The organism is Nonomuraea sp. NPDC050478, assembly GCF_044458265.1.
GTDB classification, from domain to species: domain Bacteria; phylum Actinomycetota; class Actinomycetes; order Streptosporangiales; family Streptosporangiaceae; genus Nonomuraea; species Nonomuraea ferruginea.
Window position 1 is genome coordinate 1,101,141 of record NZ_JBITHT010000003.1, and the last position, 26,803, is coordinate 1,127,943.

Below are 26,803 nucleotides of genomic sequence, written 5' to 3' on the forward strand. Positions count from 1 at the left end.
AGACCGGGGGCGTTAAAGACACGAAAACTGTTCATCGTGCCAGCTACAAGCCTAAGAAGCCGGTGATTCCGAGTATTTCCGCGTAATTGGCTGACAAACGCCATTCACCACGTTGACGACTTCGCGGCCCTCCACGGCCGCGGCCAGGTTGTCCAGCGTGACGGTCATCAGGCGGCCGGTGGCCTCCTGGGTCACGCCGGCGACGTGCGGCGACAGCAGCACTCCGGGCAGCTCGCGCAGCGGGTCGCCGGGAGGCAGCGGCTCGGCGTCGAACACGTCCAGCGCCGCGCCCCCGAGATGCCCCGAACGCAGCGCCGCCACCAGCCCGTCCTGGTCCACGACCCCGCCCCTGGCGGCGTTGACCAGCACGGCGCCCCGCTTGAGCCGGCGCGGGTCGATCAGGCCGCGGGTCTCCTCCGACAGCGCGATCACCACGACCACCACGTCACTGGTCTCCAGCAGGTCCTCCAGCGCGGTGTAGCGGGGGTCCTCCCGGGGCGTGCGCGTCCAGTAGGAGACTCGGCCGCCGAACGCCCCGAACAGACGGGCGCACGCCTCCCCGATCGGCCCGTAGCCGACCACGCCCACCCGGGCGGCCCCCAGCTCCCGTGGCTGGAGCGCCTGCTGCGGCCACTCCCCCGCGCGCACGGCCGCGTCGGCCGCGGCCAGCTTGCGGGTCACCGCCAGGGCGGCGGCCACGCACCACTCGGCCACCGCGCCCGCGCTGACGCCCGCCGTGTTGGCGACCGGCACGCCGGCGGCGGCCAGCGCGGCCAGGTCGTGGCCGTCGACGCCGACCGAGGGCTGCTGCAGGAACGCCAGCCGGGGCGCGGCGGCCACGGCCGCGGCGTCCAGCGTGAGCTCGCCCGTCCAGTCGCCCAGCACGATCTCCGCCTCGGGCAGCGCGGCCAGCAGCGCCGCGCGGTCGCGCGTGGCGGGCGCGCGCACGCTCACCCGGTCGCCGAGCGGGGCCAGCAGCCGGCGGATCAGGTCCACGGGGAGCGGCGGGAGCGCCAGCAGGTTCCAGGGCGTCATGCGCCCACCGTAAAGCTCTCCATCACCTGGCGCATCAGGCCGGTGTTGCGCTGCCACTGCGCCTCGGTGAAGGTCCAGGACAGGATGTAGGCGGTCTCGCCGATCGTCACGGCCCGGCGCACCTCGTGGTACTTCATGCCGGGCGCGGCCCACGGCGTGCCGCCGCCCGCCTCGGCCACCCAGGTGAACTCCCACTCCACGGCCTTGGCGCCGTTGTGGCTGACCTTCCTGAGTCCGGCGTCGCGCAGGACGCCGGCGCCCCCGGCGGACTTGAACGCCTCCTCCTCGTCGCGCAGGAGCTGGTGCGGGTCGAGGCTGGCGTAGACGGCCTCGACGGCCAGGTGACCCATCCGGTGCGGGTGCGTCCACTCGGCGTGGTGCTCGCCGCGCGCGCCCTTCCAGCCGGCCGGCCGCTCGATCGACCAGCCGGCGGGCGAGGTCCAGGCCCGCACCACGGGCCTCGTCCTGGTCGGGGCGGGCGTCGGCGCGAGCGTGGAGCTGGCCGTCGGCGTCGGCGTGGCGGACGGCGGGGCGCTCGGCATCGGGCTGGTCGCCGCGGCCCGCTGGGCGAGCTGCGCGGTGCCCTCGGCCGGGCCGGCGGACCTGAAGTACGCGACGGCGCCCGCCGCCACGACCACGACGGCGGCCGCGGCGGCCGCCACGACGGCGCGGCCGAGCCCGCGCGACACGCGGGGGCCGGGCGCGTCCCGGTCGGCGGCGGCCGGCCTGGCCTGGAGGACGGCGTCGAGCAGCTCGTCCGCCTCCTGGGCGGTCACCCGCTCGGCCGGGTCCTTGCGCAGCAGCCCCTGGAGCACCGGGTGCATGATCGGCGGGATGCGCCGGTAGTCGGGCTCCTCGTCGAGGATGGCCTTGAGCGTGTCCATGGGCTCGCCGCGTTCGAACGGCGAGCGGCCGACCAGCGTGGCGTAGAGGGTGGCGCCCAGCGACCACAGGTCGGAGGCCGGGCCCGCCTCGGTGCCGCGCACCCGCTCGGGGGCCAGGAATCCGGGCGAGCCGGTCACCATGCCGGTCTTGGTGAGCGAGGACTCGCCCTCGGCTGTGGCGATGCCGAAGTCGGTGAGCACCGCCCGGCCGTCGTCGGTGAGCAGCACGTTGCTCGGCTTCACGTCGCGGTGCAGGATGCCCTGCCCGTGCGCGGCGACGAGCGCGGACAGCACCTGGCGCCCGACGTCGGCGGCCTGCCGCACCGGCAGCGCGCCCATGGTCGCCACGACCTCCTCGACGGACGGGGCGCGCACCAGCTCCATGATGATCCAGGGCCGCCCGTCCTCCTCCACCACGTCGTACACCGCGACCACGGACGGGTGGTTGAACTGGGCGGCGGTGCGGGCCTCCCGCGCGGTGCGGACGAGCTGACGCTCCTGGTCGGCGTCGGGCAGGCCCGCGGGCAGCACCACTTCTTTGACCGCGCACTGCCGGTCGAGCAGCGTGTCGTGGCCTTCCCAGACCACGCCCATCCCACCGCGGCCAAGCGCGCGTACTAACTCGTAGCGCTTGGCGATCAGCCGGCCGCTATCCGCATCCATGTCCTACCCCTGTTGACCACCCGAATAGTGGGCAAGTTTCCCATACCTCACCTGCCTCTGAGGGGTGGTCAGGAAGGCGTCTTGCCAGAGCACACCGAATATTGTTCTACTTGGGTGACTGTTCGCCTGCCGGTCATGAGAAGGAGACGCCGATGTCGAACGCTCGTCAGGGTCCGCTGTCCGGGGTTCGGGTGCTGGAGCTGGCGGGGCTGGCACCAGGTCCTTTCGCCGGGATGATGCTCGCCGACCACGGCGCCGAGGTGCTGCGGGTCGACCGGGTGAAGGCGGTCTCCGACCGGCCGCGCACCGACGTGATGGACCGCGGCAAGCGCTCGGTCGGGCTGGATCTGAAGTCCCCCGAGGGCGTGGCCGCGTTCAAGGAACTGGCCCGGCACGCCGACGTGGTGATCGAGGTGTTCCGGCCGGGCGTGGCCGAACGGCTCGGCATCGGGCCCGACGACCTGCACGCGGTCAACGAGCGGCTGGTCTACGGCCGGATGACCGGGTGGGGCCAGGACGGCCCGCTGGCGCCCACGGCGGGGCACGACATCGACTACATCGCGGTCTCCGGCGTGCTGTCGATGCTGGGCCGCGAGGGCGGCAAGCCGACCCCGCCGATCAACATCCTGGGCGACTTCGCCGGCGGCGGCCTCATGCTCGCGTACGGGGTGCTGCTGGCGCTGTTCGAGCGGGAGCGCACCGGCCTGGGACGGGTGATCGACGCCGCCATGGTCGACGGGGCGGCGATCCTGTTCGCGATGTTCTACCAGGGCGTGAGCAGCGGCATGTGGGGGCCGCGCGGCACCAACCTGCTCGACACCGGCGCCCCCATGTACGACACGTACGAGACGGCCGACGGCGGCTACCTGGCGGTGGGATCGCTGGAGCCGCAGTTCTGGGAGGCGATGGTGTCCCTCATGGGCCTGTCGGACCTGCCGGACCGCAACGACCAGGCGCAGTGGCCGGCGCTGCGGGCGCGGCTGGCGGAGGAGTTCCGCAAGCGGACCAGGGCCGAGTGGGAGGCGGTGTTCGAGGGCTCCGACGCGTGCGTGTCGCCGGTGCTGTCGATGGACGAGGCCCCCGCGCACCCGCACAACGCGGCCCGGCGCAGCTTCGTCGAGGTCGGCGGGCTGAGCCAGCCGATGCCCGCGCCCCGGCTGCTCGGCGCGCCGGACCCCGATCTGGCCCCGGCCACCCGGCTGGACGACCTGTCCGCCTGGGGCATCCCGGCGGAGGCGGCGGAGAAGCTGCGCGCCCAGGGCGTGCTCGGCTGAGCGCGGGCCGCGCGCGAGCCGGTCGTCGAAGCGGCGTGGGCGCGGCACCGCTCCCCGGGTCGCGCTTGGTCAGGCGCGGGCCGTGCCGCGTGCCGTCTCGTACGGTGAGTAGTCCTTGAGAGTGACGGCGTCGTGCAGGCGCGCGCTCCTGCCGCCGAGCCGGCCGGCCGCCCTGATGACCGCGTCCGGGATGTGGTCGAGCACGCGGGCCGCCTGGACGAGCGCCCACAGGTCGAACCGGCCGCCGGGGACGAGCCGCTTCGCCATGCCGAGCGCCAGGTCGCGGCTGCCGCGCACGTACGCGCCGAGTTCGGCCTCGTACGCGGGGAACGCCCGCGCGGGGTCGCCGCCCGCCGCGGCGAGCTCGCCCGCCAGCACGTACGCGCCCACCACGGCCAGGCTGGTGCTGCCGCCGACGGCGGGCCCCGGGCAGTAGCCGGCGTCGCCGACGAGCGTGACGCGTCCGCGCGACCAGGTGTCCATGCGCAGCTGCGTGATGCTGTCGAAGTAGAACGCGGGCGTGGTGTCCAGCTCGGCCAGCAGCCGGGGCACCTCCCAGCCGAGGCCGGCGAAGTGCTCGCGCAGCAGCTCCTTCTGCCTGGGCACGTCCCTGTAGTGGTAGCCGAGGGGCTCGCGGGTGCGGAAGAGGAAGACGGCCCGCGCGTCCGGCAGGTGGGCCGCCGAGTACAGGCCGATGATCCGGTCGACGGCCGAGACGCCTTCCATGCGCCCTTCGAGGCCCAGGTAGTTCGGCACGGACGCCACCGCCAGGTAGGCGCCGATCCAGGTGGCGAAGCGCTCCTCGGGGCCGAACACCAGGCGGCGCACGTTGGAGTGCAGCCCGTCCGCGCCGACCACCAGGTCGAACCGGCGCGACGGCCCGCGCTCGAACGCCACCTCGCCGTCCTCGCCGATGGCCGTGATGGAGTCGTCGAAGACGTACTCGACGTCGTCGCGGCCGGCGTCGTAGAAGATCTCGCCCAGGTCGTCGCGCATGATCTCCACGTGCCGCTCCGAGAACGCGGCGATGAGCTTCCCGGTGCTCATCCGCACCGGGCGGGACCGGCCGGGTACGTGGAAGGTCAGCAGCTCGGTGCCGGTCTTCCTGGCCCTGATCCGGTCGAGCACGCCCATCTTGGCGGCGATGTCGACGGCGGGCCGGAACAGGTCGACCGCGTGGCCGCCGGTCTTGCGCAGCGCGGGGGCGCGTTCGACGACCGTGACGGTGAACCCGTAGCGGGTGAGCCAGTAGGCGAGGACGGGGCCGGCGACGCTGGCGCCGGAGATGAGGACGTGCATGGACATCCCTCCTTACTTACCGGATGGTAAAACACCGGCGACGGCCGCCACAAGGGCTTACTTAACGATAGGTAAGGATTAGGGTTGATCCATGGCCAGGCCGAGTGACACCAGGGCGCGCATCCAGGCGGTGGCGCGCGAGCTGTTCGTGCGCCAGGGCGTGCAGAACACCAGCCTGCGCCAGATCTCCGACCGGCTCGGCATCACCAAACCGGCCCTCTACTACCACTTCTCCTCACGCGACGATCTGGTGCGCAGCATCGTCCAGCCGCTCGTCGACGACATGGAGCGGTTCGTGGCCGGCCGGCAGCCCGGCGGGGATCCGCGCGAGCTGCTCGACGACTACTTCGACATGATCTGGCGGCACCGCGAGGTGATCGTCATGGTGGTGCGCGAACTGTCCGTGCTGTCCTACCTCGACCTGGGCAAGCGCATGATCGAATGGCGGCAGCGGCTCGTCGCCCTGCTGCTCGGCGACGACCTCACCACCACCCAGCGCATCCGGGCCACGATCGCGCTGGGCGGCCTCGCCGACTGCTCGGTCGAGTACGCCCACCTGCCCGTCGAGGAGGTCAAGCCGACGGCGGTCGAGGTCGCGGCCGCCGCGCTCGGTTTCTAGACCGCGACGTAGAGGTCGACGCCCCCCGGGTGGTGCACCTCCACGTCGGTGGTGAACGCCCTGGCCGGCGTGCCGCCCGACTCGGTGTGCTTCCACACCTGCTGCCAGGCCTCGACCAGCGCCTGCGGCATCGGGCCGCGCGCCTCCACCTTGATCGTTCTGGCGGCCGGCACCCGCACCGCCACCATGCCCTCAGGCAGCCGCGGCACCGTGCGCACGGCCGTGCCGACGATCTGCGTGTAGGCGCCGTGATGATCGCTCTCGTAGTCGGTGAGCACCGCGTAGAGGTTCTCCCCCACGCGGTTGGGCACGTGGGCGAAGGCCCCCGGAGCACCGGCCCGCTGCCACAGGACCGGCAGTTTCGCCCGCGCCTGGTCCATTTCGTCGGCGTTCGTGGTGCGTACTGCGAATCCGACGACGATCATCTCGTCCCGCTCGGTGACGTCCACACGCCCTCCCTCCCCCATTGAGCATCCCGGCCGATCATAAGCCCCCGAGAAAGGGGGAAATGTTTGGTAGAAGCAGTCACCTCATAAGATGGATGAACGTGAAATTTCTCAACGGCATGGCGCCGCCGTACGACCTGACCTACAGCGACGTCTTCATGACGCCGTCCCGCTCCTCCGTCGGGTCCCGGCTCGAAGTCGACCTGTCCACGCACGACGGCACCGGCACCACGATCCCGCTCGTCGTGGCCAACATGACCGCGGTCGCCGGACGGCGCATGGCCGAGACCGTCGCCCGCCGCGGCGGCATCGTGGTGATCCCCCAGGACATCCCGTTCGACGTCGTCGCGGACGTGGTCGACTGGGTGAAGAAGCGCGACCTCGTCCACGACACCCCGCTCGTGCTCACCCCGCACGACACCGTCGGCGAGGCGCTGCAACTGCTGCCCAAGCGCGCGCACGGCGCCGTCATCGTCGTCGACTGGGAGAACCGCCCCGTCGGCGTGGTGACCGAGGCCGACTGCCAGGGCGTCGACATGTACACCCAGCTCGCCCAGGTGATGTCCAGCGAGCTGCTCACGCTGCCCGCCGGGCTCGCCCCGCGCGAGGCGTTCGACCGGCTGCACGACGGGCGCCACCGGCTGGCCCCCATCGTCGACGAGTCGGGCCGCCTGGTCGGCATCCTCACCCGTACCGGCGCGCTGCGCGCCACCCTCTACCAGCCGGCCGTGGACTCCCGCGGCAGGCTGCGCGTCGCCGCCGCCGTCGGGGTCAACGGCGACGTGGCGGCCAAGGCCAAGGAACTGCTCGAAGCCGGCGTCGACTGCCTGGTCGTCGACACGGCCCACGGGCACCAGGACAAGATGGCCACCGCGCTGCGTGCGGTGCGCGCGCTGGGGCCGCACGTGCCCGTCGCGGCCGGCAACGTGGTCACCGCCGCCGGCGTGCGCGACCTGGTCGACGCGGGCGCCGACATCGTCAAGGTCGGCGTCGGGCCGGGCGCCATGTGCACCACCAGGATGATGACCGGGGTGGGCCGGCCGCAGTTCTCCGCCGTGCTGGAGTGCGCCGCCGAGGCGCGCAGGCTCGGCCGCCACGTGTGGGCCGACGGCGGCGTCCGCCACCCCCGCGACGTGGCGCTGGCCCTGGCGGCGGGGGCGGCCAACGTGATGGTCGGCTCGTGGTTCGCCGGCACGTACGAGTCGCCGGGCGACGCCCACACCGACGCCGACGGGCGTAAGTACAAGGAGAACTACGGGATGGCGTCCGCGCGCGCCGTCCGGCTGCGCACCGCCGACGACAGCCCGTTCGACCGGGCCAGGAAGGCGCTGTTCGAGGAGGGGATCTCCACCTCGCGCATGTACCTGGACCCGCGCCGGCCCAGCGTGGAGGACCAGATCGACGCGATCGTGGCCGGGCTGCGCTCCGCGTGCACGTACGCGGGGGCGACCACGCTGGAGGAGTTCCACGAGCGCGCCGTCGTCGGCGTCCAGAGCTCCTCGGGCTACTCGGAGGGCATGCCGGTCCACATCAGCTGGTGACCCTCGTGGTACCCGCGCGGTCGTACGGTGATCAGCCGATCGTGGTCACCCACGCGGTCGTGCGGACGACCCGCCGGTCCGGCCATCAGCCGGTCGTCGTCACCCGTACGGTCGTGCCGGTGACTGATCTGGCGAGGTCGCCGGCCAGGAAGACGGCCGCGCCGGCCGCCTCCTCCGCGGGCCGCTTCCCCCCGGGAGGCGGCCCGCCGAGCGCGATCGCGTTGACCCGGATCCCGCGCGGCGCCAGCTCCACGGCCAGCGTCGCGGTGAGGCTCTCCAGGGCCGCCCTCATCGCCCCGTACACCGCCGCCCGCCGGGCCTCGCCCGAGCTCACGTTGATGATCGCGCCGCCCGCGCGCATGAGCGGCAGCATCCGCCGGATCAGCTCCGTGACCTGGCCGAAGTGCTCCTCGAACACCGCCCGCTCGTCGCTCGCGGCCGGCTCGTCGAAGCCGCCGGCGCTCGTCACCAGCACATCCACCCGGCCCCACCGGTCGGCCACCGCCCGCGCGAACACCTCCGCCGCCATCGCGTCGCCGGGCCTCACCGTCATCGCCAGATCACCCCGCGGCCGGTCACGGTCGCACGCCGCCACCCGCGCCCCGAACACCGCCAGCGCCTCGGCGATCGCCCGTCCCGCCCCGCGCGCCGCCCCCGCGACCACCGCCACGCGCCCGTCGAGCAGGATCGCGTCGGGTGTCGGGGCGGTCATGGAAGCCGACCATATCCCGACCGCGTAGAGTCGTCGGGTTCATTGCCATCGTCAACAGGAGCACTTCGTGGCACTCTCGAAGCCGGAGATCGACTTCCCGGGCGGCAACCCGCCCGCCGACCTGGAGATCGAGGACATCGTCGTCGGGGACGGTCCCGAGGCCAAGCCCGGCCATCAGGTCAGCGTCCACTACGTCGGCGTCGCCTTCTCCACCGGCGAGGAGTTCGACGCGTCCTGGAACCGCGGCCAGGCGTTCCAGTTCCCGCTGGGCGGCGGGCGTGTGATCGCGGGCTGGGACCAGGGCGTCGCCGGCATGAAGGTGGGCGGCCGCCGCAAGCTCGTCATCCCGCCGCACCTCGGCTACGGGAACGCCGGTGCGGGCGCCCGCATCAAGCCCGGCGAGACCCTCATCTTCGTCGTGGACCTCCTCGGCGTCAGCTGACCCGCCGACCCCCCGGCTCCCGGCCCACCCGCCGGGAGCCTACGTCCTCCACCCGAAGCTTCACGACATCACCCGCCGGGCTATTCACCACGTCCCGGGCACGACCGCCGCGGTCCTCCCGCCACCGCGCACGTCCCCGGCCCCAGCGTCCGGGCACGACCGCTGCGGTCCTCCGGCCACCGCGCACGTCCCCGTCCTCCGCGTCCGGTGACGCCTCCTCAGTGCCCTATCCCCCGGTGTCCCGACTCCGAGCAGACCGCCAGGATCCCCCACATCCCCGGCTTCCCGCGTCCGGTGATGCCACTCGCCACCTCGGAGCCTTCTCCCCCGGGTCCGCCACATCCGCCCGAGATCCCGACTCCGGGTACGTTCGCCGGGGTTCTTCCCGGGGTCGGTGAGGTGCTTCTTTTCTTTCTCGTACGGGATTCGCGCGCCCTTCCGGGGGGCCGAATCGAAGGGGGATTGCGGAAATGTCGTGGTGGTGAGGCACGATAGCGGTGTGCTACTGATCGACGTGGTCCGGGTGTCCGAGGCGGTGGCGCGCACGCCCGCGCGGCTGGGGAAGATCGGCCATCTGGCCGAGCTGCTCGGCCGGGTCGGCCCGGGTGAGGCGGAGATCGCCATCGCCTACCTGTCGGGTGAGCTGCCGCAGCGCCAGATCGGCGTGGGCTGGCGCTCCCTCCAGGACCTGCCCGGCCCGAAGCTGGCCGCGACCGCCACGCTGACCGACGTCGACGCCCTGCTCACCAAGATCAAATCGGTGTCCGGCCAGGGCTCACAGGCCGCCCGCAAGGCGCTGGTGCACGAGCTGTTCGCCGGCCTGACCAGCCAGGAGCAGACCTTCATGCTCAAGCTGCTCGGCGGCGAGCTGCGGCAGGGCGCGCTCGACGGCGTGATGATCGAGGCGGTCGCCAAGGCGTCCGGGGCGCCCTCGGCCGACGTGCGCCGGGCGCTCACGCTCCGCGGCTGGTTGCCCGCGGTCGGGGCGGCGGCGCTGGCGGGCGGCGTGCCGCGCCTGAAGGAGTTCCGGCTGGAGGTGGGCCGCCCGGTCTCGCCCATGCTCGCCGGCAGCGCCCCCGGCGTCGCCGCCGCCCTGGCGAAGGCGGGCGCCCCCGCCGCGCTGGAGTGGAAGCTCGACGGCATCCGCGTCCAGGCCCACCGCTCGGGCTCGGAGGTCAGGGTCTTCACCCGTACCCTCGACGACCTCACCTCGCGGGTCCCCGAGCTGGTGGAGGCCGTGCTGGCGCTCCCCGTGGAAGACGCGGTGCTCGACGGCGAGGTGATCGCGCTCCGCCCCGACGGCCGCCCGCACCCCTTCCAGGTGACGGCCGCCCGCACCGGCAGCAAGATCGATATCGATCGCCTGCGCGCGGAGACGCCGCTGAGCGTCTTCTTCTTCGACGCGCTCCGGGTCGAGGGCGCCGACCTGCTCGATCTCCCGTACGCGGCCCGCCAGGAGAGGCTCGCGGCCACCGTTCCCCCGCCGTTGCTCACCCCGCGCCTCGTCACCGCCGACGTGGCGGAGGCGGAGCGGTTCTTCGCCGAGGTGGTGAAGGCCGGCCACGAAGGGCTGGTGGTCAAGGCGCTGTCGTCCCCCTACGTGGCCGGCCGGCGCGGCGCGGGCTGGATCAAGGTCAAGCCCCGCCACACGCTCGACCTGGTGGTCCTGGCCGCCGAGTGGGGCCACGGCCGCCGCGAGGGCAAGCTGTCCAACCTCCATCTCGGCGCCCGCGACCCGGAGACGGGCGGGTTCGTCATGCTCGGCAAGACCTTCAAGGGCCTGACCGACGAGCTGCTCGCCTGGCAGACGGAGCGTTTCCTGGCGCTCGCCGACGGCCCCACCACGGAGTGGACGGTCCACGTCCGCCCCGAGCTGGTGGTGGAGGTCGCCTTCGACGGCGTGCAGCGGTCGCCCCGCTATCCGGGCGGCATGGCCCTCCGCTTCGCCAGGGTCCTGCGCTACCGCCCCGACAAGCGCGCCGAGGACGCCGACACGGTCGAGACGGTCCGCGCCCTCATGATCTAGTACGCAGCCGTACGGGCCCGAAGAGGCCGCTGACGCGCTGGCCGGCGAAGACGAAGTGGGTGGGGCTGACCTCGTCGAGATAGGGCCCGAGCGTGCCGAGGACGAGGATCTCCACCACGTTGTCGCCGTCGTCCAGGTCGACGTCGAAGGCGTACGGCGAGCACACCCTGATCCCGCACGGACGCCCGTTCACCGTCACCTCCGCCGTGCCCCTGACCCTGCCGAGGTCGAGCACGCCCGGCCCGGAACGCGCAGTGACGGTGGTGCGGTAGCGGACACCGCCGCTGTATCCGGCGAGGCCGCGTTCCTCCCAGTCGCCCAGCCGCATCCGGCCCGGTCCGCAGGTGAACCGCACCGGGCCGGTGAAGACGGCTCCGCCCTGGGCTCCCGGAGCCGTGACGGCGTGCAGCTCGACCGCGCCGTCCTCCGTCCAGCGCGCCCGGGCCCCGCCGGCCTCGACGCCGCTCGCGCCGGGCGGCGCGTCCACGAGGAAGACCTCCGTACGAGGGCGCGCGCCCGGCACGGCGAATCCGGCGGGCAGCGCGACCGGGCGACCGTCGAGCCAGCCGGCCTCCGGCAGCGGGTGGGGGCGGGGCCAGAGGTGGAGGGCGGGAGGGTCGCCGTGCTGGCGGCGCCGGACCCGGACGTCCCCTGACCATCCGGGGCCGGACACCGCCAGCCCGTCCACCAGCACCCAGCCGCCGGACTCCACGCGGACCGTGTTGGCGCCAGGGTGCAGCAGGTGCGCGACGTCGTAACGGCGCACCCTGGGGATGTCCGCTTCCGCGTACGGGTCGAAGCCGCCCTGCCTGCCCGCCTCCCGCCCGTTGACCAGGACCCGGCAGTACGCGGTCGAGGCGACCTGGAGCAGCTCGTACGGCCCGTCCCCGAGGTTGACGGTGGTCTCCAGCGGCGTCCCGGCGATCCACTCCGGGACGGCGGCGTCGGCGGGATCGGCGACCAGGCAGACGTAGGCGCGCAGGTCGAGCTCCTCCTCAGGCGTCAGCCGCAGCTCCAGCAGGTGCTCGCCGGCTGTGACGGGCGCCGCCGTCACGGCGGCGTAGCCGCGGTCGTCCAGCGGGATCCGCTCGCCGTCGAGCCACAGAGCCTTCTCCGCCCCGGCCCCTACCGCGAGCCAGGCGGGCCGTCCCTGCGGCACGGTGAGCAGGGTACGGAAGCGGGCCTCGGCGCCCGCCGTGACCCTGCCGAAGGCGAGGAACTCGGCCGGCACCCGGCCCTTGGGGCCGAGCGTGTCCCGGTGCACGGGATCCTTGCGCAGCCCCCGGGAGAGCGACCACACCGACGGGGTCCAGGGGCCGTCGCCGACCCGCTGCTCCCCCCGGGGCCCGAACGTGACGTGCACCGCCTCCCCCTCCGGCGTCCGCAACGTCCAGCGCTCGACCGTCGCGCCGCCGCCGAAGTCGTGCCAGGTGTCGTCCAGGGTGGGGACCAGTTCGGCCTCCCACTCCTCACCGAGATCGGTTTCGACCGGGTACGGGGGCGCGGCCGGCACGGGCTCGGCCGGGGTGCCGTCGAACACGAGCAGCGCGGCGGGGCCGTCGTCGAACGGCACCACGACCTCCACGGCGTCCCCGTGGCGGGTGTGCGGGAGCGGGCGGGGTTCGCCGCCGTCGAAGAGGCGGGCCAGCAGCGGCGTGCCCGAGACGCCCCTGACGGTGATCCGCATGTCGCGGGCGTACCTGGCTGGGTCGAAGTCGATGGCGGCGTCCAGCCAGCCGAGGTCCACACCGCGCTCGTCGGGCCGGCCCACGCTGATCCTGCTGGCCATGGGGTGTGCGGCCGTCAGGAACACCAGCGTGGCATCGCCGGTCTCACGCACCAGCGCCGGAACCGGCGCCTCGACCCGACGCTGCAACTCCGCCAGCGCCTCCCCCAGCCCGGCAGGAGTCGCCACACGACGAACCCCGCCCACGCCGGAGAAGAGCCCCCAGGACCGCGCGGAACCGTCCGCGCCCGTACCGGAGGAGACGCCCTGAGATCCGGCCGAGGCCGCCGCAGGAGCGGCGCCCGTACCGGAGGAGACGTCCTTGAACCCGGCCGGGGTCGCCGCAGGAGCCGCCGTGCCCGTACCGGAAGAAACATCCTGAGATCCGGCCGAGGCCGCCGCAGGAGCGGCGCCCGTACCGGAGGAGACGTCCTTGAACCCGGCCGGGGTCGCCGCAGGAGCCGCCGTGCCCGTACCGGAAGAAACATCCTGAGATCCGGCCGAGGCCGCCGCAGGAGCGGCGCCCGTACCGGAGGAGACGTCCTTGAACCCGGCCGGGGTCGCCGCAGGAGCGGCGCCCGTACCCGAAGAGAGGTCCCGAGATCCGGCCGAGGCCGCCGCGGGGCGGGCCGGGTGGGCGTCGAGGAGAGACTGCGGGGGGTCGCCTACGGTGATGAGGAGGCCGCCGGCCGCGGCGAAGTCGGCGAGCCTGGTGGCGACGTCCTGGTCCAGCTCCGTGACGGCGGGCAGGATGATCGCGCGGTAGGCCTCGGTGGACACCGTGAGGCGACCGTCCGCGACGGTCGCCCGCCGTACCGAGTCCTCGTCGATGACGTCGGCGTCGAGGCCGAGCCGGTCGAGGACGCCGGGGCGGATGGCGAACCACGCCATGTCGCCGACGATCTCCCGGTAGACCTCGTCGGCGCGGGCGGCGGCCGCGTCCACGTGGCCCGTCCCGGTGCCCGCCTGGGCGGTGGCGGTGGGCAGCAGCACGGCGACGTCGCAGGCGTGGCGGCCCTGCGACAGGGCCGCGCACAGACGGGTGACCGCGTCGGCGAAGACGCGGTGGTGACGCCAGTAGGGCTGACGCCAGTCGGTGGACGGCGGCGCCCACTCCCACCAGCCGCGCCGGGTCGTGTAGTAGACGGCGTGCGGGTTGTAGAGGGTGGCGCCGGCCCGCAGCCAGGGCAGCAGCCAGTCGAGGGTCTCCTCCAGCGTGCCGCCCCACCCGCTGGAGTGGAAGGCCTCGATCCAGGTGCGCGGTCTGCCGTACAGGTGGGCGAGCGAGGCGTGCAGGCGGGCGTCGCCGTGGTGGTCGGAGCCGGGCGCGCCGAACCAGCGGTGGGTGCCGGCGTAGTCGGCGTACAGCTGCACGCCTGCCACCGGGTGTCCGGCGCGGGCCGGGTCCTGCTGGTCGCAGCCGTTCAGCAGGCCGTGCCGTTCGTGCCAGCGCGCCAGCGGCCGGAAGAACGCCTCCTCGGCGAGCTCGGCGCGGGTGCGCTGGTAGGCCAGCCAGTCGGGGTCCTCGATCGTGAACGGCTCGCCGCGGCGGGCCAGGTGCTCCTCGGCGAAGCGGGCCGACCAGGTGGGCAGGGTGGGCAGCTCGTCCTGGAAGGACCCGGCGATCACCCGGCCGAACCAGTGTCCCACCCGCCGCTCGAACTCGCCGTGCACCTTGTCGAGCAGCACCGCGCACGCCTCGGGCGACAGGTAGTCGAAACCGCGCGAGGTCAGGGAGCCGTCGGGGGCCAGCCACTGGCCGGCGAACTCCGGGCGCTCCGCCACCAGCCGCGCCTGCAGATCGGCGCCGGAGAAGCCGAGCTGGTCGTAGAACCACAGGCGGGCGCCCAGCTCGGCGGCGTCGGCGCAGACCCCGTCGAGCAGCTCCCACCACGCGTCCGACATGAAGGGCGGGTCGTCGGCGTCGGCGCCGAACGTCGGCCCCGAGGGCGCCAGGTTGAGGATCACCAGGTTCCGCACCCCGCCCGCGACCAGGCGCTCCATCTGCCAGCGCAGCCGGTCGCGGCGCAGCGGTTCCCCGCTCCACCACCAGATGGCGGCCGGGGAGAACTCCGGGGGCGGCTCCCGCAGCAGGTCGTGGACGTTCATCCCTTGAGTCCGCTCGCGAAGCCCTTGATGACGTAGCGCTGCAGCGCCAGGAACACCAGCACGATCGGCAGCGCGCCGAGCACCAGGCCGGCGAAGACCAGGCCGTGCTGGGAGACGTACTGGCCCACGTAGGCGAAGACGCTGACCGGGACCGTCTCGTAGCCGGAGCCGCCGAGGTAGATCAGCGGCGTGAAGAAGTCGTTCCAGATGAAGACGGCGTTGAGGATCAGCACCGTGCCGGTGATGGGCCGCAGCAGCGGGAAGACGACCCGGGTGAACGCCACGAGGTGCGAGGCGCCGTCGATCTGGGCGGCGCTGGCGTAGTCGCGGGGCAGCGCCCGGATGAAGCCCGTGTAGAGGAATACGGTGAAGGGCAGCTGGATGCCGGTGTAGAAGAGGATCATCCCGGCGTGCGTGCCGATCAGCCCGAGCTCGGTCACCAGCTGGTAGAGCGGGATCATGCCGAGCTGGAACGGCAGCACGATGCCCAGCAGGAACAGGATGTAGAGCCCGTACCCGAGGCGGGTCTTCACCCGGGCCAGGAAGTACGACGCGAACGAGCCGAGCGCGATGAGCGCCACCAGGCTGACCACCGTGATGACCGTGCTGTTCACCAGCGAGGGGCCCAGGGCCGCGGCCGTCCACGCGCTGGCGAAGTTGTCGGCCGTGGGCGGGTCCGGCAGGGCCAGCGGCGACTGCGAGATCTGCGCGGGGTCCTTCAGCGACAGCGACACCAGCGTGTAGACGGGGAACATGAACGCCACCGCTGCCGCGATCATCACGATCTCGAGCAGGAAGGTCCTTCTCATACGGTCACCTCGCGGTTGCGCAGGTAGTAGACCTGGACGAGGGAGACGGCCGCCACGAACAGGGCGAGCACCAGCGCGATCGCCGTGCTGTAGCCGAACTTGCCGAACACGAACGCCTGCTTGTAGAGCACCGTCGACAGCGTCTCGGTGGCGTAGCCGGGGCCGCCGTTCGTGGCCGCGAAGACCTGGTCGAACAACTTGAGCCCGCCGATCGTGGACAGCATCAGGTTGATCGTCACGGCGGGGGCCAGCAGGGGCCAGGTGACGTACCGGAAGCGCTGCCACGTGCCCGCGCCGTCGATCATGGCGGCCTCGTGCAGCTCCTTGGGCACGCCCTCCAGCCCGGCCAGGAAGATGACCATGGAATATCCGGCGTACTGCCACACGACCATGCCGGCGATCGACCACAGCGCCACCGACGGGTCGCCCAGCCAGTCCACGCGCAGCCCGAGCAGGCCGTTCAGCCCCGCGGTGGGGTCGGGGTTGTAGATGTACTTCCACAGGAACGCCACCATCACCGGGCTGACCACGACAGGGGCGAAGAAGATCACCCGGAGCAGCGCCCGGCTCTTCAGCTTCGCGTGCACGCCGAGCGCCAGCAGCAGGCCGACGGCGTTCTGCACGAACACGACCGCCACGGTGAGCAGCAGCGTGTTGCCGATGGAGCCCAGGGCCTGCTCGTCGCCGAGCAGCGTGCGGAAGTTGGCCAGGCCCACGAACGACATGTCCTGGCCGATCCCGCTCCAGTCGGTGAACGCGTACACCACGCCGCTCGCCGCGGGATAGAGCACCACCAGCGCGTAGACCAGCAGCGCGGGCGCGGCGAACAGCCAGGGCGGAGCATCCGCGCTGACCCGCCGCCGCCCCGCGACGCGGGCGGCGCGGGCGCGGAAGGCAGTCAGGGGGGTCACTTCCGGTACGCCTCGTCCATCTTCTTCAGAGCCTCGTCGATCGTGGACTTGCCGGCGAGCAGCTCCTGGACCACCGCGAAGTGCACCGGCTGCACCTCGGCGTTGGGCCAGCGCTGGTCCATGAACGGCACCGCCCGGTCCTTGGTGAACGGCAGGAACGATTCCACCGCCGGGTCGACCTTGGAGGAGGCGTCCTGGGTGAGCGGGATGGCGGCGATGGCCTCGGCCCAGGCGTTGATGTTCTCCTGCTTGCCGAGGAAGTCGACGAACGCCTTGGCCTCCTCGACGCGCTCGCCCTTGGCGTTCGCGCCGAGCCCGACCACGACGCCCGCCGGGATCCACACCTCGGACGCCTGGTCGGCTCCGGGCAGCGGGAACATCGACAGGTCGTCCGGCGCGGAGGCGGCCTTGCGGAAGTCGGGCAGCACGGCCGACACCTGCACGGCCATGGCGGCCTTGCCCGAGGCGACCATGGAGGTCTGCTGCTCGAACGTGGTGCCGTTGACGTTGTCGTTGAAGAAGCCGCGCTTCTGCAGCTCCAGGTACATCTCCATGGCCTGGCGCCAGCCGGAGTCGGCGAAGGTGGCCTGCCCGGCGAGCTGCCTGTCGTCGAAGGCCGGGTCCTTGGCGTAGACGGTGGAGGGCACCAGCGCGTAGGTGATGAGCTGGGTGACCCACGGGGTCTGCGCGCCCAGCGCGATGGGCACCACGCCGGCCTTCTTCAGCTTGTCGCAGACCGACAGGAACTCGCTCCAGGTGGCCGGCGGCTCCTCGACGCCGGCCTTCTGGAACACCTTCTTGTTGTAGACGGCGCCGATGACCGACGAGCCCGCCGAGTGGATGTAGGTCTTGCCGTCGAGCTGGAAGGCGGGCTTGAAGCCCTCGGGGATGGTCTTCGTCCACGCCTGGGCCGACAGGTCGGCCAGCAGCCCGGCCTGGGCGATCTGGGTCATCGACATCGCGCTGCCGTTGCCGGGGTACACGACGTACAGGTCGGGAGCGTTCCCGGCGCCGAGCTGGGTGCGCACCGACGTCTGCACCTGGTCGGTGGGGGCGTACGAGGCGGCGATCCGCACCGACGGCCGAGCCTGCTGGTAGGCGGCCGCCAGCTTGTCCATCGGCGCCTTCTGGTCGGACACGCCGATGAACTTCAACTCGGTCGTGCTCTGCCCGCCGGTGGTCGTGGTCGTGGTCTCGGGGCGGGTGGAGCAGGCGGTGACGAGGGTGGCGGCGGCCAGGCCGCCCATCATGCGCAGGAAGTTCCCCCGGCTCAGCCGGGCCTCACGCAGCAGGTCGGTCATTGTCTCTCCTCGGTCGTGCGGAGGGTTGTGATCCCCGGGAGGTGGTAGCCGATGCGAACGTTTTAACGACGGCTGCGCGAAGAACGGGCGGGCCGCGAGTTTGTTAACTTACCAATCAAACTTGTTAAATCTGAGAGATGCCGGGAGACTACGAGTCGCCCAAGTTGGGTGTCAAGAGTAGAATTCGCAGCCCTCCGAGCAGGTGGAGACTCAGGTGAAGTCGCGGCCCCACACCTCCAGCAGGTCAGCGCGATGGCAGGGCATGGCCGAGCACATCGTGCGCCAGGGCTCCGTCTCCGTGACCGAGCTCGCCGAGAGCTTCGGGGTCAGCGTGATGACCGTCCACCGCGACCTCGACGAGCTGGAGCGCCAGGGGATGGTGCGCAAGGTCCGCGGCGGGGCCACCGCGCAGGCCAGCAACGTGTGGGAGAGCAACATCGCCTACCGGCTCAAGGCCCACACGGCGGAGAAGGACGCCATCGCGCGCGTGGTGGCGGGCATGATCGAGCCGGGCAGCTCGGTCATGCTCGACGACTCCACCACCGCGCTGGCCGTGGCCCGCCAGCTGCAGGAGCTCGCCCCGCTGACCGTGGTGACCAACTTCCTGGAGGCCATCAGGCTCCTGGCCGGCCATCCCGACATCCGGCTCATCGCGCTCGGCGGCGAATATCACGCCACGCATGACTCTTTTCTCGGTCTCGGCTGCGTCGACGCGGTCGAGGCGGTGAGCACCGACGTGGTGGTGGTCTCGACCTCGGCCATCTCCGAGAAGTACGCCTTCCACCAGGAGCAGGAGATCGTGCTGGTCAAGCGGGCGATGCTGGGCTCGGGCACTCGGCGCATCCTCGCCGTCGACGGCTCCAAGCTGGCCCGGGTGGCGCTGCACCGGGTGGCTCCGCTGGACGACTTCCACGTCGTGGTGGTCGACGCCAACGCCCCCGCCGACCTGCTCCAACGGCTCCGCGACCACCACGCGCACGTCGAGGTGGCGCAGTTGTAACGCCGAAGCTGTTATTTGTAACTTGAGGCTTGTTAAAACGATTGCATCTTGCTACAAAGTGAGGGCTTTCGCCCCCCACCTTAGGAAGCAACATGCACCGTCCCTCGCGACGATCTTTCCTTGGGCTCGGCGGCTCCGCACTCGCCCTCGCCTTCACCACCGACCTGGCCGACCCCTGGACCGCGCAGGCCGCCGTGAAGGGTGACTACCCCTTCCGGCTGGGCGTCGCCTCCGGGGACCCGCTGCCCGACCGGGTCATCCTCTGGACGCGCCTGGCGGCCGAACCGTTACAGCCACTCGGCGGGCTGCCGTTCGCCAAGCTCAAGGTCGAATGGGAGATCGCCGAGGACGAGGGGTTCACCCGGCGAGCCCGCCACGGCTCCGCCTGGGCCCGCCCCGAGTACGGCCACTCCGTCCACATCGACGCCAAGGGCCTGGAGCCGGGCCGCGAGTACTTCTACCGCTTCCGCTCCGGCGGCGAGATCAGCCCCACCGGCCGCACCAAGACCGCGCCGGCCCCCGGCAGCAGCCCGGACTCCCTGCGGCTGGCCTTCGCCTCGTGCGCCTCCTGGCCCGACGGCTACTACACCGCCTACCGCCATCTCGCCGACGAGAACCCCGACGTGGTCTTCCACCTCGGCGACTACCTCTACGAGTACGGCATCCGGCCGACGGGCGGGAACCGCGACATCCCCGTACCCGAGCAGTACCGGGTGCAGTGCGACACCCTCGACCGCTACCGGATCCAGTACGGCCTCTACAAGAGCGACCCAGACCTGCAGGCCGCCCACCACCGGGCGCCGTGGATCGTCACCTGGGACGACCACGAGGTGCTCGACAACTGGGCCGGCCGGCACGGTCCCGGCGGCGACGTGACCGAGCAGGACTACCTGGTGATCCGCGCCAACGCCTTCCGCGCCTTCTGGGAGAACATGCCCGTCAGGGTGCCTCCCGTGGAGGGCCCCGACGCCCGGATCTACCGCAGGTTCACCTTCGGCGACCTGGCCGAGTTCAACGTGCTCGACACCCGGCAGTACCGCGACGACCAGGTCTGCGGCGACGGCCAGCGGATCGGCTGCGAGGAGCGTCTCGACCCCGCGCGGCAGATGCTCGGCGCCGAGCAGGAGACGTGGCTGCTCGACGGCCTGGCCGCCTCCCCCGCCAAGTGGAACGTGCTCGCCCAGCAGATCGCCATGATCCAGCTCGACTTCGACCCCGGCCCCGCCCAGCAGCTCAGCATGGACCTCTGGGACGGCTACAAGGCCGCCAAGGACCGCGTCGTCAACGGCATGGTCGACCGCCAGGTGAGCAACCCCGTCGTGCTGACCGGCGACATCCACTACAACCTCGCCGGGGAGCTGAAGCAGAACTTCGACGACCCGTCCTCCCGCACCGTCGGCGTGGAGTTCGTCTGCACCTCGATCACCAGCGGCGGCAACGGCAACCCGGACACCGGACTGCCGCCCGGCGGCAGCGACCCCGTCAACCCGCACCTGAGGTTCTCCAGCTACCAGCGCGGCTACGTCTCCTGCGAGGTCACCCGCGACCAGTGGCGGGCCGACTACAAGGTCATCCCGTACGTGGACCGGCCCGGCGCCCCCGTGTCCACCAGGGCCAGCCTGGTCACCCTCGACGGCGCCCCCGGCCTCAACGCGCTCTAGGAAGGACCGATCATGCGTCACCTCACCGCCGCGCTGGCCGCCGCCGCCCTCACGCTCACCACCGCCGCCGCCTGGGACCCCGCCCCCGCTCCCACCCCCGAGCCGCCGCCCGCGGTGCTGATGAAGGTCAAGCCGGGATCCGCCAAGGGCTCCGGCAAGCTCACCCCCGTCGCGGGCGCCGACCGGATCGTCGCCCTCCTCGGCGCCGACCCCTCCTGCCCCGCCCGGGTGGACATCGGCCTGCGCAGCGACGCCAAGAAGGCCCGGTACGCCACCATGGACATGGAGATCGACCGGCCGCTCACCGCCTCCCGCACGATGCTGACCAGCTACCTGCCGCCGGGCTACGAGGTCCGCACGAAACTGCTCGTCACCCCGCCTCCCGGCACCGCGGAAGGCTCGTACGAACTGCGTCTGCGGACCCCGTCGCAGACCGTGAAGGTGCCGGTCGAGGTCGTCTCCGTGGACAGCCTCGACAACGGCGGCAACCACGCGCTGCGCCGCCCGGTCACCGCCTCCTCCCAGCATGCCAACGCCAACTACCCGGCCTGCAGCATCGTGGACGGCGACCGCTCCTCCAGCGGCTGGGCCGGAGGCAACGGCTGGAACGACGCCACCTCCCGCTCCTGGCCCGACACCGTCGCGGTCGAGCTGGGCGGCGCCCGGCAGATCTCCCGCGTGGACCTGTACACGCTCGACTCCGAGCGCTACCCGGCCGCGCGCTACGGGTTGCGCGACTGGGACGTCCAGGCGCGGGTGGCCGGCCAGTGGCAGACCGTCGCCCAGGTACGCGGCAACATCGCGGGCGCCGTGCAGTCCGGTTTCGCGGCCGTCACCGCGGACGCCGTCCGCATCGTGGCGCTCGCCTCGAACGGCGCCAACGACTACACCCGGATCGTCGAAGTCGAGGTCCGTTGACGAAGGAGGCTCCGATGAGCACGTTCACCCGCATCACCCCGCCCCGCGTCAAGGTGGGGCTGGTGGCCGGAGGGCTGGGAGCGTACTGGCCGCAGTTCCCCGACCTCCTCCCCCAGCTCCAGCGCTCGGCCGCGCGCGTGTCGGAGCGGATGGGGGAGTTCGACGCCGAGATCGTCGACGTCGGCTTCATCTCCGACGCCCAGGAGGGCGCGGCCGCGGCCGAGAAGCTCAGGGCCGCCGGCTGCGACCTCATCGTCGGGTTCCTCACGACGTACATGACGGCCACCATGCTGGCGCCGATCGCGCAGCGCAGCGGCGCCCCCATGCTGCTGATCAACCTGCAGCCGACCGAGTCGATGGACCACGCCACCTTCGACACCGGCCAGTGGCTGGCCTACTGCGGGGCGTGCCCGCTGCCGGAGATGGCCAACGCGTTCACCCGGCTCGGCATCCCGTTCCGCTCGGTGTCGGGCTACCTGGAGGACGAGCGGGCGTGGCAGAAGATCGGCCGCTGGGTGCGGGCGGCCGGTGTGCGCGCCGCGCTGCGCCGGGGACGGCACGGCCTCATGGGCCACCTCTACCCCGGCATGCTGGACGTCGCGACCGACCTCACCCTGGTCACCGCGAACCTCGGCGGGCACGTGGAGGTGCTGGAGTTCGACGACCTGCGCGTCCGCGTGGAGAAGGTGACCGACGGCGACGCGGACGAGCGCGTCAAGCTCGCCCGCGAGGTGTTCGAGCTGGACGCCTCCGTCGACGACGACGACCTGGCCTGGGCGGCCCGGGTGTCCGTCGGCCTGGACCGGCTGGTCGAGGACTTCGAGCTGGACAGCCTCGCCTACTACCACCGCGGCCTCGACGGCGAGATCCACGAACGGCTCGGCGCGGGCATGATCCTCGGCTCGTCGCTGCTCACCGCCCGCGGCATCCCGGCCGCCGGGGAGTACGAGCTGCGCACCAGCCTGGCGATGCTCATCATGGACCGGCTCGGCGCCGGCGGCTCGTTCACCGAGCTGCAGGCGCTCGACTTCCACCGCGGCCACGTCGAGATGGGTCACGACGGCCCGGCCCACCTGGCGATCAGCGCCCGCAAGCCGCTGCTGCGCGGGCTCGGCGTCTACCACGGCAAGCGCGGCTGGGGCGTGTCGGTCGAGTTCGACGTCAAGCACGGGCCGGTCACCGTGTTCGGGCTGCGCCAGGCGCGTGACGGCGGCTACGGGTTCGTCGTCTCGGAGGGCGAGGTCGTGGACGGGCCGCTGCTGCGGATCGGCAACACCACCTCCCGGGTGGACTTCGGCTGCGACCCCGGCGAGTGGACCGACGAGTGGAGCGCCACCGGCATCTCCCACCACTGGGCGCTGGGCACCGGTCACCGGGCCGCGGACCTGCGCGCCACGGCCGACCTCCTGGGCGCGGACCTGGTCCACGTCCAGCCTTGACCCGCCCTCGGGGTCCGGCGGGCGGCCAGCCCGCCGGACACCGACGCCTCAGTCGACCTCCACGTCGTCGAGGAGCCGGAGCAGGCTGGAGAGCACGCGGACGCAGGCGTCGACCTCGGCCCCGGTCACGTGCTCGCCGACCGGGGCCAGCATCGCGCGCTCGCGGTCGATCAGGGCGGTGATGGCGGCGCGGCCCGCCTCGGTCATCCGTACGAGCGAGGACCGCTTGTGCGCTGGGTTGGCGACGAACTCCACCAGCCCCAGCACGGCCGCGTCGTTGCTCATGCGCTGCACGAACTGGCGGCTCAGCGCCTGGGCCCGGCCCATCTGGGGGACGGTCATGGGCCCGTGCTCGCGCAGCATGTTGAGCACGGCCCGGACCCCGACCGACAGCCCTTCGACGGGCGCGTCCTGCTCCACCTTGCGGTGGGCACGCCGGTAGAGCGGCCCCACGAGGTCGAACACCTCGATGAGCCGGTCGGGCAGCTCTCCGGGAACCGCTGTCTCACTCACTCCACCATGATGACACCTGGGTTGCCATTCTCGCCACAGAATGACACCTTGGTTGTCATGGATGACTTGTTCTGGATCGACACCGGCACCGGCCGCCCGCTCGTCCTCCTGCACGGCGGCTTCCTGGACCACCGCATGTGGGAGGACCAGATCCCGGTGTTCGCGGAGGAGTACCGCGTCATCGCGCCCGACGCCCGCGGCCACGGCCGGTCCGCCAACGCCACCGGGCCGTACCGGCTCACCGACGACCTCGCCGCCCTGCTGCGCCACCTGGACACCGGCCCCGCGATCCTCGTGGGGGTCTCCATGGGAGGCGCCCTCGCCGTAGACACCGCGCTGGAGCACCCCGACCTGGTCAGCGCCGTGGTCGTCAGCGGGGCGGGGACCAGCGAGCCCTACTTCACCGACCCGTGGACCACCAGGGCCATGGCCACGTGGCACGCCGGGATGGCCGCCGGGGATCTGGACGCCTCGGTCGAGGGGTTCATGCTCTTCGCCGCCGGGCCGCACCGCTCGCTCGGCGAGCTCGATGCCCAGGTCGTGAGCCGCCTGCGCCGCATGGCCGTGGAGACCATGTCCAAGCACGGCGCCGGCGAGCCCGACCACCTCGTCCCGGTCCGCGACACCTGGGAACGCGTCCCCACCATCGGCGTCCCCGTGCTGGCCGTCAACGGCGCCGCCGACTCCCCCGACCACATCGGCATGGCGGAACGCCTCGCCGGCGCGGTGGCCGACGGCCGCGCGACCTCGATCGACGGGGCCGCCCACTACCCCAACATGGAACGCCCGGACGCCTTCAACAGGATCCTCGGAGACTTCCTGCTCACCGTTTGACATCCTCCCCGTGCTGAAGCACGGGGATTCCAACCGCAACTACCCCACGAGGAGGAGGTCGCGTTGAGGTTCGCGGTGCACCGGCCCGGCAACCCGTGGCCCTTCCCGCGCGGACACGGCATGCCCTGCCGCGTATGCGATGTTCCTGGCCGCGTTCACATCAGCGTTGCAGACGTATCCACACGACCGGCACCGGTAACGCGCTTGGCTCTCACGCGCTATCCGGTCCACGATCCCGCACGCCGAGCACCGCTGACTCGTGTACGCGGGATTGACCTTCACCACCCGCCCGGGCGCCTTGTCCTGCAGGCGTCGGACGAGACCGCCCCATCCGGCGGCCATGATCGACCGGTTCAGCCCAGCCTTGGCCCGGACATTGCGGCCCGGCGCGTCCACGGTGCCGCGCGCCGACCGGGCCATGGCACCGATCTTCAGATCCTCGACGGCGATCACGCCGAACCGCCGGGCGAGGCCCGTACTGACCTTCTCCACCCAGTCCTCGCGCCGGTCGCTCTCGCGCGCCTTCACCCGGGCGATGGCGGCCTTGACCTCGGCACGCCGGTTCGATCCGCGCCTGGCCCTGGCGAGCTTGCGCAGCAGCCGCCGAAGGCGCGCCTTCTCCGTATCGCGCAGCCCGGGAGCGTTCAGCATCTCTCCGGTGGACAAAGCGGCCGACACGGCCACCCCCCGGTCCACGCCGACGACCTCGCCCGTACCCGGCGCCGGGACGGGATCGGGGATGGCGGCGAACGCCACATGCCACCGCCCGGCGCGGTCGCGGGTGACGCGGTACGACTTCACCCCGTCAGGGACGGCGCGCGACCAGCGGAAACGGATCCAGCCCACCTTCGGAACCCTCACCTCGCCCACGTGCCGGGACAGGCGGCGCACATCACCCGCTTTGACGGCGACGATCCGGAACCCCTCACCCCGCCCACGCCTGCGCCATGCCGGACGCCGATGGGTGCCGCCGAAGTAGTTCGCCATGACCTGCGCGAAGTCCTTCAGAGCCTGCTGCTGAACGATGATCGACCCGGTGCGCAACCACGCGAACGCTGCCCGCGCCTCGGTCAACTGGCGGCACTGCTCGGCGAACCCCGGCGCGGACTTACGTCCCGGCTTCCAGCAAGCGTGCTGCTCAACCGCGAGATTCCACACATACCCGGCGTGCCCGCAGTGCTCCAGCAGTGCCTGCTCCTGGGCGGGCGAAGGCTGGAGCCGGTAGCGGGATACGCCGATCAAACTACCGACCGCCACCGACAAAACCGGGAGACCGCAGTGTCCGGCCGTTCCGGCTTTCCTCCCCGCCCTGAAGGACGGGGCCTCCAGCCTGTCGGTGTCCGGTGACACCGCGTCCGCGCGCCTCGGCCGGGAAAGGGAAAACCCGCCTTCGCGTGAAGGCGGGTCCGTGGTCGTTCGCCGGGCGTTTCGACGGTGGTCACTTCACCAGGCGGATCGTCATCGGGTAGCGGTAGTCGCCGCCCGACAGGGCCGAGACGCCCGCCACGATGGACAGGACGACGCCGACCACCCAGATGACCGGCACCAGCACCAGACCGATGATCGTGATAGGGAGCAGGATGGACGCCCCCGTGATCGTGAGCTGGAAGTTGAGCGCCTCGACCGCGTGACGCCGGATGTACGGCGAGGTCTTGCCGGCCGTCAGCATCAGGATGAGCGGCCCGATGATCGGGAACCCGACCAGGGTCAGCAGGTGGGCCGCCGAGGCGCCGAGTCGCTCGTTGCTCTCGGGCTCGGCCGTGAAGCGGGGCGCGGGCGCCTGCGGCGCGGCGAAACGGGGCACGCCGTTGGGGCCGTAGAGCTCCCTCATGATCGGCATGAGGTCGCCGTGCGTACGCGCCGTCATGGCGCGCTCCAGCCGGTCGTCGAACTCGATCTTGTCGAAGCGGCCTTCGGCGTAGGCGGCCTTGACGTGCTCCACGACGTGCTCCCGATCCTGGTCGGTGACGCGCAGCTCAGTCTGCGGCACCTGTCCCGGCCTCGAGGGTGTGGGTACCCCAGTCATCACAGCCATGCCTCTCCCTACGGGATACGAACGGTCTCTTCCCATACTGCTCGACCGGGGGTGGTCGTGGGCATCGGGAGAATCCCGGATGTATCCCCGAGATCTTCCCCGACGCGCCGAAGCGTTTGACGGTATAAAAAGGACTCATGAGATGGCGAGATCGCTACGGCCTCCGGCGGCTGCGTGGCAAAAAGATCGCGAAGTTCGATCGCGAGGCCACCGACGCCGACATCGAAGCGCTCATCGCCTTCGCCAAGTCGCGGCGCGGCGTCGAGTTCTACGTCGAGCCCGAGACCTTCGCGACGGACACCACCGCGGTCGCAGTAGCCGACGACGGCGAGTGGACCCGGCGCAGGGTCGGATCACCCGCGGTGATCCACAAGGTGGCCCGTGACCTGGCGCTGCCGGTGTATGACGTGCAGCTGACCGGCTATCCACAGCGCATGCGCAGCTACAACGAGCGCCGCAAGCGCGAAGGAGGCGAGCAACTCTAGCGCCACCCGGCGCTGAGGGAGCAAGCAGCACCACCCGGCGCGAAGAGAGCAACCAGCGCCGTCCACGCGGAGGGAGCGAGCAGCACTAGCGCCGCCCAACGCGAAAGGCAGCGAGCAGCGC

Annotated in this window: 23 protein-coding genes; 11 read left to right on the plus strand and 12 right to left on the minus strand. The window is 72.0% G+C overall.

The window, feature by feature from the left end:
- Nucleotides 1-51: 51 nt before the first annotated feature.
- Nucleotides 52-1,035: an NAD(P)-dependent oxidoreductase gene (locus tag ACIBF7_RS19345; protein ID WP_345483203.1), complete on the minus strand. Its 984-nt coding sequence runs from the start codon at nt 1,033-1,035 to the stop codon at nt 52-54.
- Nucleotides 1,032-2,582, minus strand: a complete 1,551-nt coding sequence (locus ACIBF7_RS19350) for a serine/threonine-protein kinase (RefSeq protein ID WP_378525325.1) — start codon at nt 2,580-2,582, stop codon at nt 1,032-1,034. Before ACIBF7_RS19350 ends, ACIBF7_RS19345 begins: the two co-directional genes overlap by 4 nt.
- Before the next feature lie 152 nt (nt 2,583-2,734).
- On the opposite strand from ACIBF7_RS19350, the gene ACIBF7_RS19355 reads away from it, so the two are divergent.
- Nucleotides 2,735-3,856 (plus strand): CaiB/BaiF CoA-transferase family protein, encoded by a 1,122-nt coding sequence (locus tag ACIBF7_RS19355; protein WP_271279198.1) that lies wholly within the window; start codon nt 2,735-2,737, stop codon nt 3,854-3,856.
- A 69-nt stretch (nt 3,857-3,925) separates the two neighbouring features.
- Here the strand turns inward: ACIBF7_RS19355 and ACIBF7_RS19360 are convergent, their stop codons facing one another.
- Nucleotides 3,926-5,155 carry an FAD-dependent monooxygenase gene (locus tag ACIBF7_RS19360; RefSeq protein ID WP_271279197.1) on the minus strand — a complete coding sequence of 410 codons (1,230 nt, stop codon included), beginning with the start codon at nt 5,153-5,155 and terminating at the stop codon, nt 3,926-3,928.
- Nucleotides 5,156-5,246: 91 nt separating this feature from the next.
- Here ACIBF7_RS19360 and ACIBF7_RS19365 point away from each other — a divergent pair, with 91 nt between their 5' ends.
- The gene (locus ACIBF7_RS19365) at nt 5,247-5,774 is read left to right on the plus strand and encodes a TetR/AcrR family transcriptional regulator (RefSeq protein ID WP_148030115.1); all 528 of its coding nucleotides are present in this window, start codon (nt 5,247-5,249) and stop codon (nt 5,772-5,774) included.
- On the opposite strand, the gene ACIBF7_RS19370 is transcribed toward ACIBF7_RS19365, so the two are convergent.
- Nucleotides 5,771-6,223 (minus strand): GyrI-like domain-containing protein, encoded by a 453-nt coding sequence (locus tag ACIBF7_RS19370; RefSeq protein ID WP_148030114.1) that lies wholly within the window; start codon nt 6,221-6,223, stop codon nt 5,771-5,773. The genes ACIBF7_RS19365 and ACIBF7_RS19370 overlap by 4 nt on opposite strands.
- A 98-nt stretch (nt 6,224-6,321) precedes the next feature.
- Between ACIBF7_RS19370 and ACIBF7_RS19375 the strand changes: the two genes are divergently transcribed.
- Nucleotides 6,322-7,761, plus strand: coding sequence for a GuaB1 family IMP dehydrogenase-related protein (locus ACIBF7_RS19375; RefSeq protein WP_219550663.1), 1,440 nt, complete (start codon nt 6,322-6,324; stop codon nt 7,759-7,761).
- Between the two features lie 85 nt (nt 7,762-7,846).
- Here ACIBF7_RS19375 and ACIBF7_RS19380 read toward each other — a convergent pair whose 3' ends face one another.
- Complete coding sequence (locus tag ACIBF7_RS19380; protein WP_271279196.1) at nt 7,847-8,473, minus strand: SDR family oxidoreductase; 627 nt, start codon at nt 8,471-8,473, stop codon at nt 7,847-7,849.
- A gap of 67 nt (nt 8,474-8,540) precedes the next feature.
- On the opposite strand from ACIBF7_RS19380, the gene ACIBF7_RS19385 reads away from it, so the two are divergent.
- Both ACIBF7_RS19385 and ACIBF7_RS19390 read left to right on the plus strand, forming a co-directional pair.
- Complete coding sequence (locus ACIBF7_RS19385; protein ID WP_148030111.1) at nt 8,541-8,915, plus strand: FKBP-type peptidyl-prolyl cis-trans isomerase; 375 nt, start codon at nt 8,541-8,543, stop codon at nt 8,913-8,915.
- 499 nt (nt 8,916-9,414) lie between these two features.
- Nucleotides 9,415-10,941: an ATP-dependent DNA ligase gene (locus tag ACIBF7_RS19390; RefSeq protein WP_397197736.1), complete on the plus strand. Its 1,527-nt coding sequence runs from the start codon at nt 9,415-9,417 to the stop codon at nt 10,939-10,941.
- Here ACIBF7_RS19390 and ACIBF7_RS19395 read toward each other — a convergent pair.
- The 4 genes from ACIBF7_RS19395 to ACIBF7_RS19410 are packed head-to-tail and all read right to left on the minus strand — an operon-like array spanning nt 10,931 to nt 17,797.
- Nucleotides 10,931-14,776: a hypothetical protein gene (locus ACIBF7_RS19395; protein WP_397197737.1), complete on the minus strand. Its 3,846-nt coding sequence runs from the start codon at nt 14,774-14,776 to the stop codon at nt 10,931-10,933. The two genes, ACIBF7_RS19390 and ACIBF7_RS19395, sit on opposite strands and share 11 nt — an antisense overlap.
- Complete coding sequence (locus ACIBF7_RS19400) at nt 14,773-15,585, minus strand: carbohydrate ABC transporter permease (protein WP_148030109.1); 813 nt, start codon at nt 15,583-15,585, stop codon at nt 14,773-14,775. The genes ACIBF7_RS19395 and ACIBF7_RS19400 overlap by 4 nt, the downstream gene beginning before the upstream one ends.
- A complete protein-coding gene (locus ACIBF7_RS19405; protein ID WP_271279193.1) occupies nt 15,582-16,496 on the minus strand; it encodes a carbohydrate ABC transporter permease in 915 nt (304 codons plus the stop codon). The genes ACIBF7_RS19400 and ACIBF7_RS19405 overlap by 4 nt, the downstream gene beginning before the upstream one ends.
- The gene (locus ACIBF7_RS19410) at nt 16,493-17,797 is read right to left on the minus strand and encodes an extracellular solute-binding protein (protein WP_271279192.1); all 1,305 of its coding nucleotides are present in this window, start codon (nt 17,795-17,797) and stop codon (nt 16,493-16,495) included. Before ACIBF7_RS19410 ends, ACIBF7_RS19405 begins: the two co-directional genes overlap by 4 nt.
- 214 nt (nt 17,798-18,011) lie before the next feature.
- Between ACIBF7_RS19410 and ACIBF7_RS19415 the strand changes: the two genes are divergently transcribed.
- The 4 genes from ACIBF7_RS19415 (at nt 18,012) to ACIBF7_RS19430 (ending at nt 22,815) form a co-directional block, all read left to right on the plus strand.
- Nucleotides 18,012-18,797 carry a DeoR/GlpR family DNA-binding transcription regulator gene (locus tag ACIBF7_RS19415; protein WP_271279191.1) on the plus strand — a complete coding sequence of 262 codons (786 nt, stop codon included), beginning with the start codon at nt 18,012-18,014 and terminating at the stop codon, nt 18,795-18,797.
- Nucleotides 18,798-18,889: 92 nt separating this feature from the next.
- Nucleotides 18,890-20,458, plus strand: a complete 1,569-nt coding sequence (locus ACIBF7_RS19420; RefSeq protein ID WP_271279190.1) for an alkaline phosphatase — start codon at nt 18,890-18,892, stop codon at nt 20,456-20,458.
- A 12-nt stretch (nt 20,459-20,470) separates the two neighbouring features.
- A complete protein-coding gene (locus ACIBF7_RS19425) occupies nt 20,471-21,376 on the plus strand; it encodes a discoidin domain-containing protein (RefSeq protein WP_271279189.1) in 906 nt (301 codons plus the stop codon).
- A 14-nt stretch (nt 21,377-21,390) separates the two neighbouring features.
- Nucleotides 21,391-22,815 (plus strand): arabinose isomerase, encoded by a 1,425-nt coding sequence (locus tag ACIBF7_RS19430; protein ID WP_397197738.1) that lies wholly within the window; start codon nt 21,391-21,393, stop codon nt 22,813-22,815.
- Nucleotides 22,816-22,863: 48 nt separating this feature from the next.
- On the opposite strand, the gene ACIBF7_RS19435 is transcribed toward ACIBF7_RS19430, so the two are convergent.
- Nucleotides 22,864-23,328, minus strand: coding sequence for a MarR family winged helix-turn-helix transcriptional regulator (locus ACIBF7_RS19435; protein WP_397197739.1), 465 nt, complete (start codon nt 23,326-23,328; stop codon nt 22,864-22,866).
- Nucleotides 23,329-23,385: 57 nt separating this feature from the next.
- Here ACIBF7_RS19435 and ACIBF7_RS19440 point away from each other — a divergent pair, with 57 nt between their 5' ends.
- Nucleotides 23,386-24,162: an alpha/beta fold hydrolase gene (locus tag ACIBF7_RS19440; protein WP_397197740.1), complete on the plus strand. Its 777-nt coding sequence runs from the start codon at nt 23,386-23,388 to the stop codon at nt 24,160-24,162.
- Nucleotides 24,163-24,201: 39 nt separating this feature from the next.
- On the opposite strand, the gene ACIBF7_RS19445 is transcribed toward ACIBF7_RS19440, so the two are convergent.
- Both ACIBF7_RS19445 and ACIBF7_RS19450 read right to left on the minus strand, forming a co-directional pair.
- Entirely contained in the window at nt 24,202-25,404 is a 1,203-nt protein-coding gene (locus ACIBF7_RS19445) for an RNA-guided endonuclease InsQ/TnpB family protein (RefSeq protein ID WP_397197741.1), read from the minus strand.
- Between the two features lie 196 nt (nt 25,405-25,600).
- Nucleotides 25,601-26,152 (minus strand): DUF1707 and DUF4870 domain-containing protein, encoded by a 552-nt coding sequence (locus ACIBF7_RS19450; protein WP_261808380.1) that lies wholly within the window; start codon nt 26,150-26,152, stop codon nt 25,601-25,603.
- A 182-nt stretch (nt 26,153-26,334) separates the two neighbouring features.
- Between ACIBF7_RS19450 and ACIBF7_RS19455 the strand changes: the two genes are divergently transcribed.
- Complete coding sequence (locus tag ACIBF7_RS19455) at nt 26,335-26,682, plus strand: hypothetical protein (RefSeq protein WP_148030100.1); 348 nt, start codon at nt 26,335-26,337, stop codon at nt 26,680-26,682.
- Nucleotides 26,683-26,803 lie beyond the last annotated feature (121 nt).

What these genes read in the sequence shown, in the direction of transcription:
- ACIBF7_RS19420 (WP_271279190.1), top strand. Translation starts at nt 18,890, where the DNA reads ATGCACCGTCCCTCGCGACGATCTTTCCTTGGGCTCGGCGGCTCCGCA.
- ACIBF7_RS19365 (WP_148030115.1), top strand. Translation starts at nt 5,247, where the DNA reads ATGGCCAGGCCGAGTGACACCAGGGCGCGCATCCAGGCGGTGGCGCGC.
- ACIBF7_RS19440 (WP_397197740.1), top strand. Translation starts at nt 23,386, where the DNA reads ATGGATGACTTGTTCTGGATCGACACCGGCACCGGCCGCCCGCTCGTC.
- ACIBF7_RS19395 (WP_397197737.1), bottom strand. Translation starts at nt 14,776, where the DNA reads ATGAACGTCCACGACCTGCTGCGGGAGCCGCCCCCGGAGTTCTCCCCG.
- ACIBF7_RS19410 (WP_271279192.1), bottom strand. Translation starts at nt 17,797, where the DNA reads ATGACCGACCTGCTGCGTGAGGCCCGGCTGAGCCGGGGGAACTTCCTG.
- ACIBF7_RS19455 (WP_148030100.1), top strand. Translation starts at nt 26,335, where the DNA reads ATGAGATGGCGAGATCGCTACGGCCTCCGGCGGCTGCGTGGCAAAAAG.
- ACIBF7_RS19430 (WP_397197738.1), top strand. Translation starts at nt 21,391, where the DNA reads ATGAGCACGTTCACCCGCATCACCCCGCCCCGCGTCAAGGTGGGGCTG.
- ACIBF7_RS19350 (WP_378525325.1), bottom strand. Translation starts at nt 2,582, where the DNA reads ATGGATGCGGATAGCGGCCGGCTGATCGCCAAGCGCTACGAGTTAGTA.
- ACIBF7_RS19355 (WP_271279198.1), top strand. Translation starts at nt 2,735, where the DNA reads ATGTCGAACGCTCGTCAGGGTCCGCTGTCCGGGGTTCGGGTGCTGGAG.
- ACIBF7_RS19400 (WP_148030109.1), bottom strand. Translation starts at nt 15,585, where the DNA reads ATGAGAAGGACCTTCCTGCTCGAGATCGTGATGATCGCGGCAGCGGTG.
- ACIBF7_RS19345 (WP_345483203.1), bottom strand. Translation starts at nt 1,035, where the DNA reads ATGACGCCCTGGAACCTGCTGGCGCTCCCGCCGCTCCCCGTGGACCTG.
- ACIBF7_RS19425 (WP_271279189.1), top strand. Translation starts at nt 20,471, where the DNA reads ATGCGTCACCTCACCGCCGCGCTGGCCGCCGCCGCCCTCACGCTCACC.
- ACIBF7_RS19360 (WP_271279197.1), bottom strand. Translation starts at nt 5,155, where the DNA reads ATGCACGTCCTCATCTCCGGCGCCAGCGTCGCCGGCCCCGTCCTCGCC.
- ACIBF7_RS19380 (WP_271279196.1), bottom strand. Translation starts at nt 8,473, where the DNA reads ATGACCGCCCCGACACCCGACGCGATCCTGCTCGACGGGCGCGTGGCG.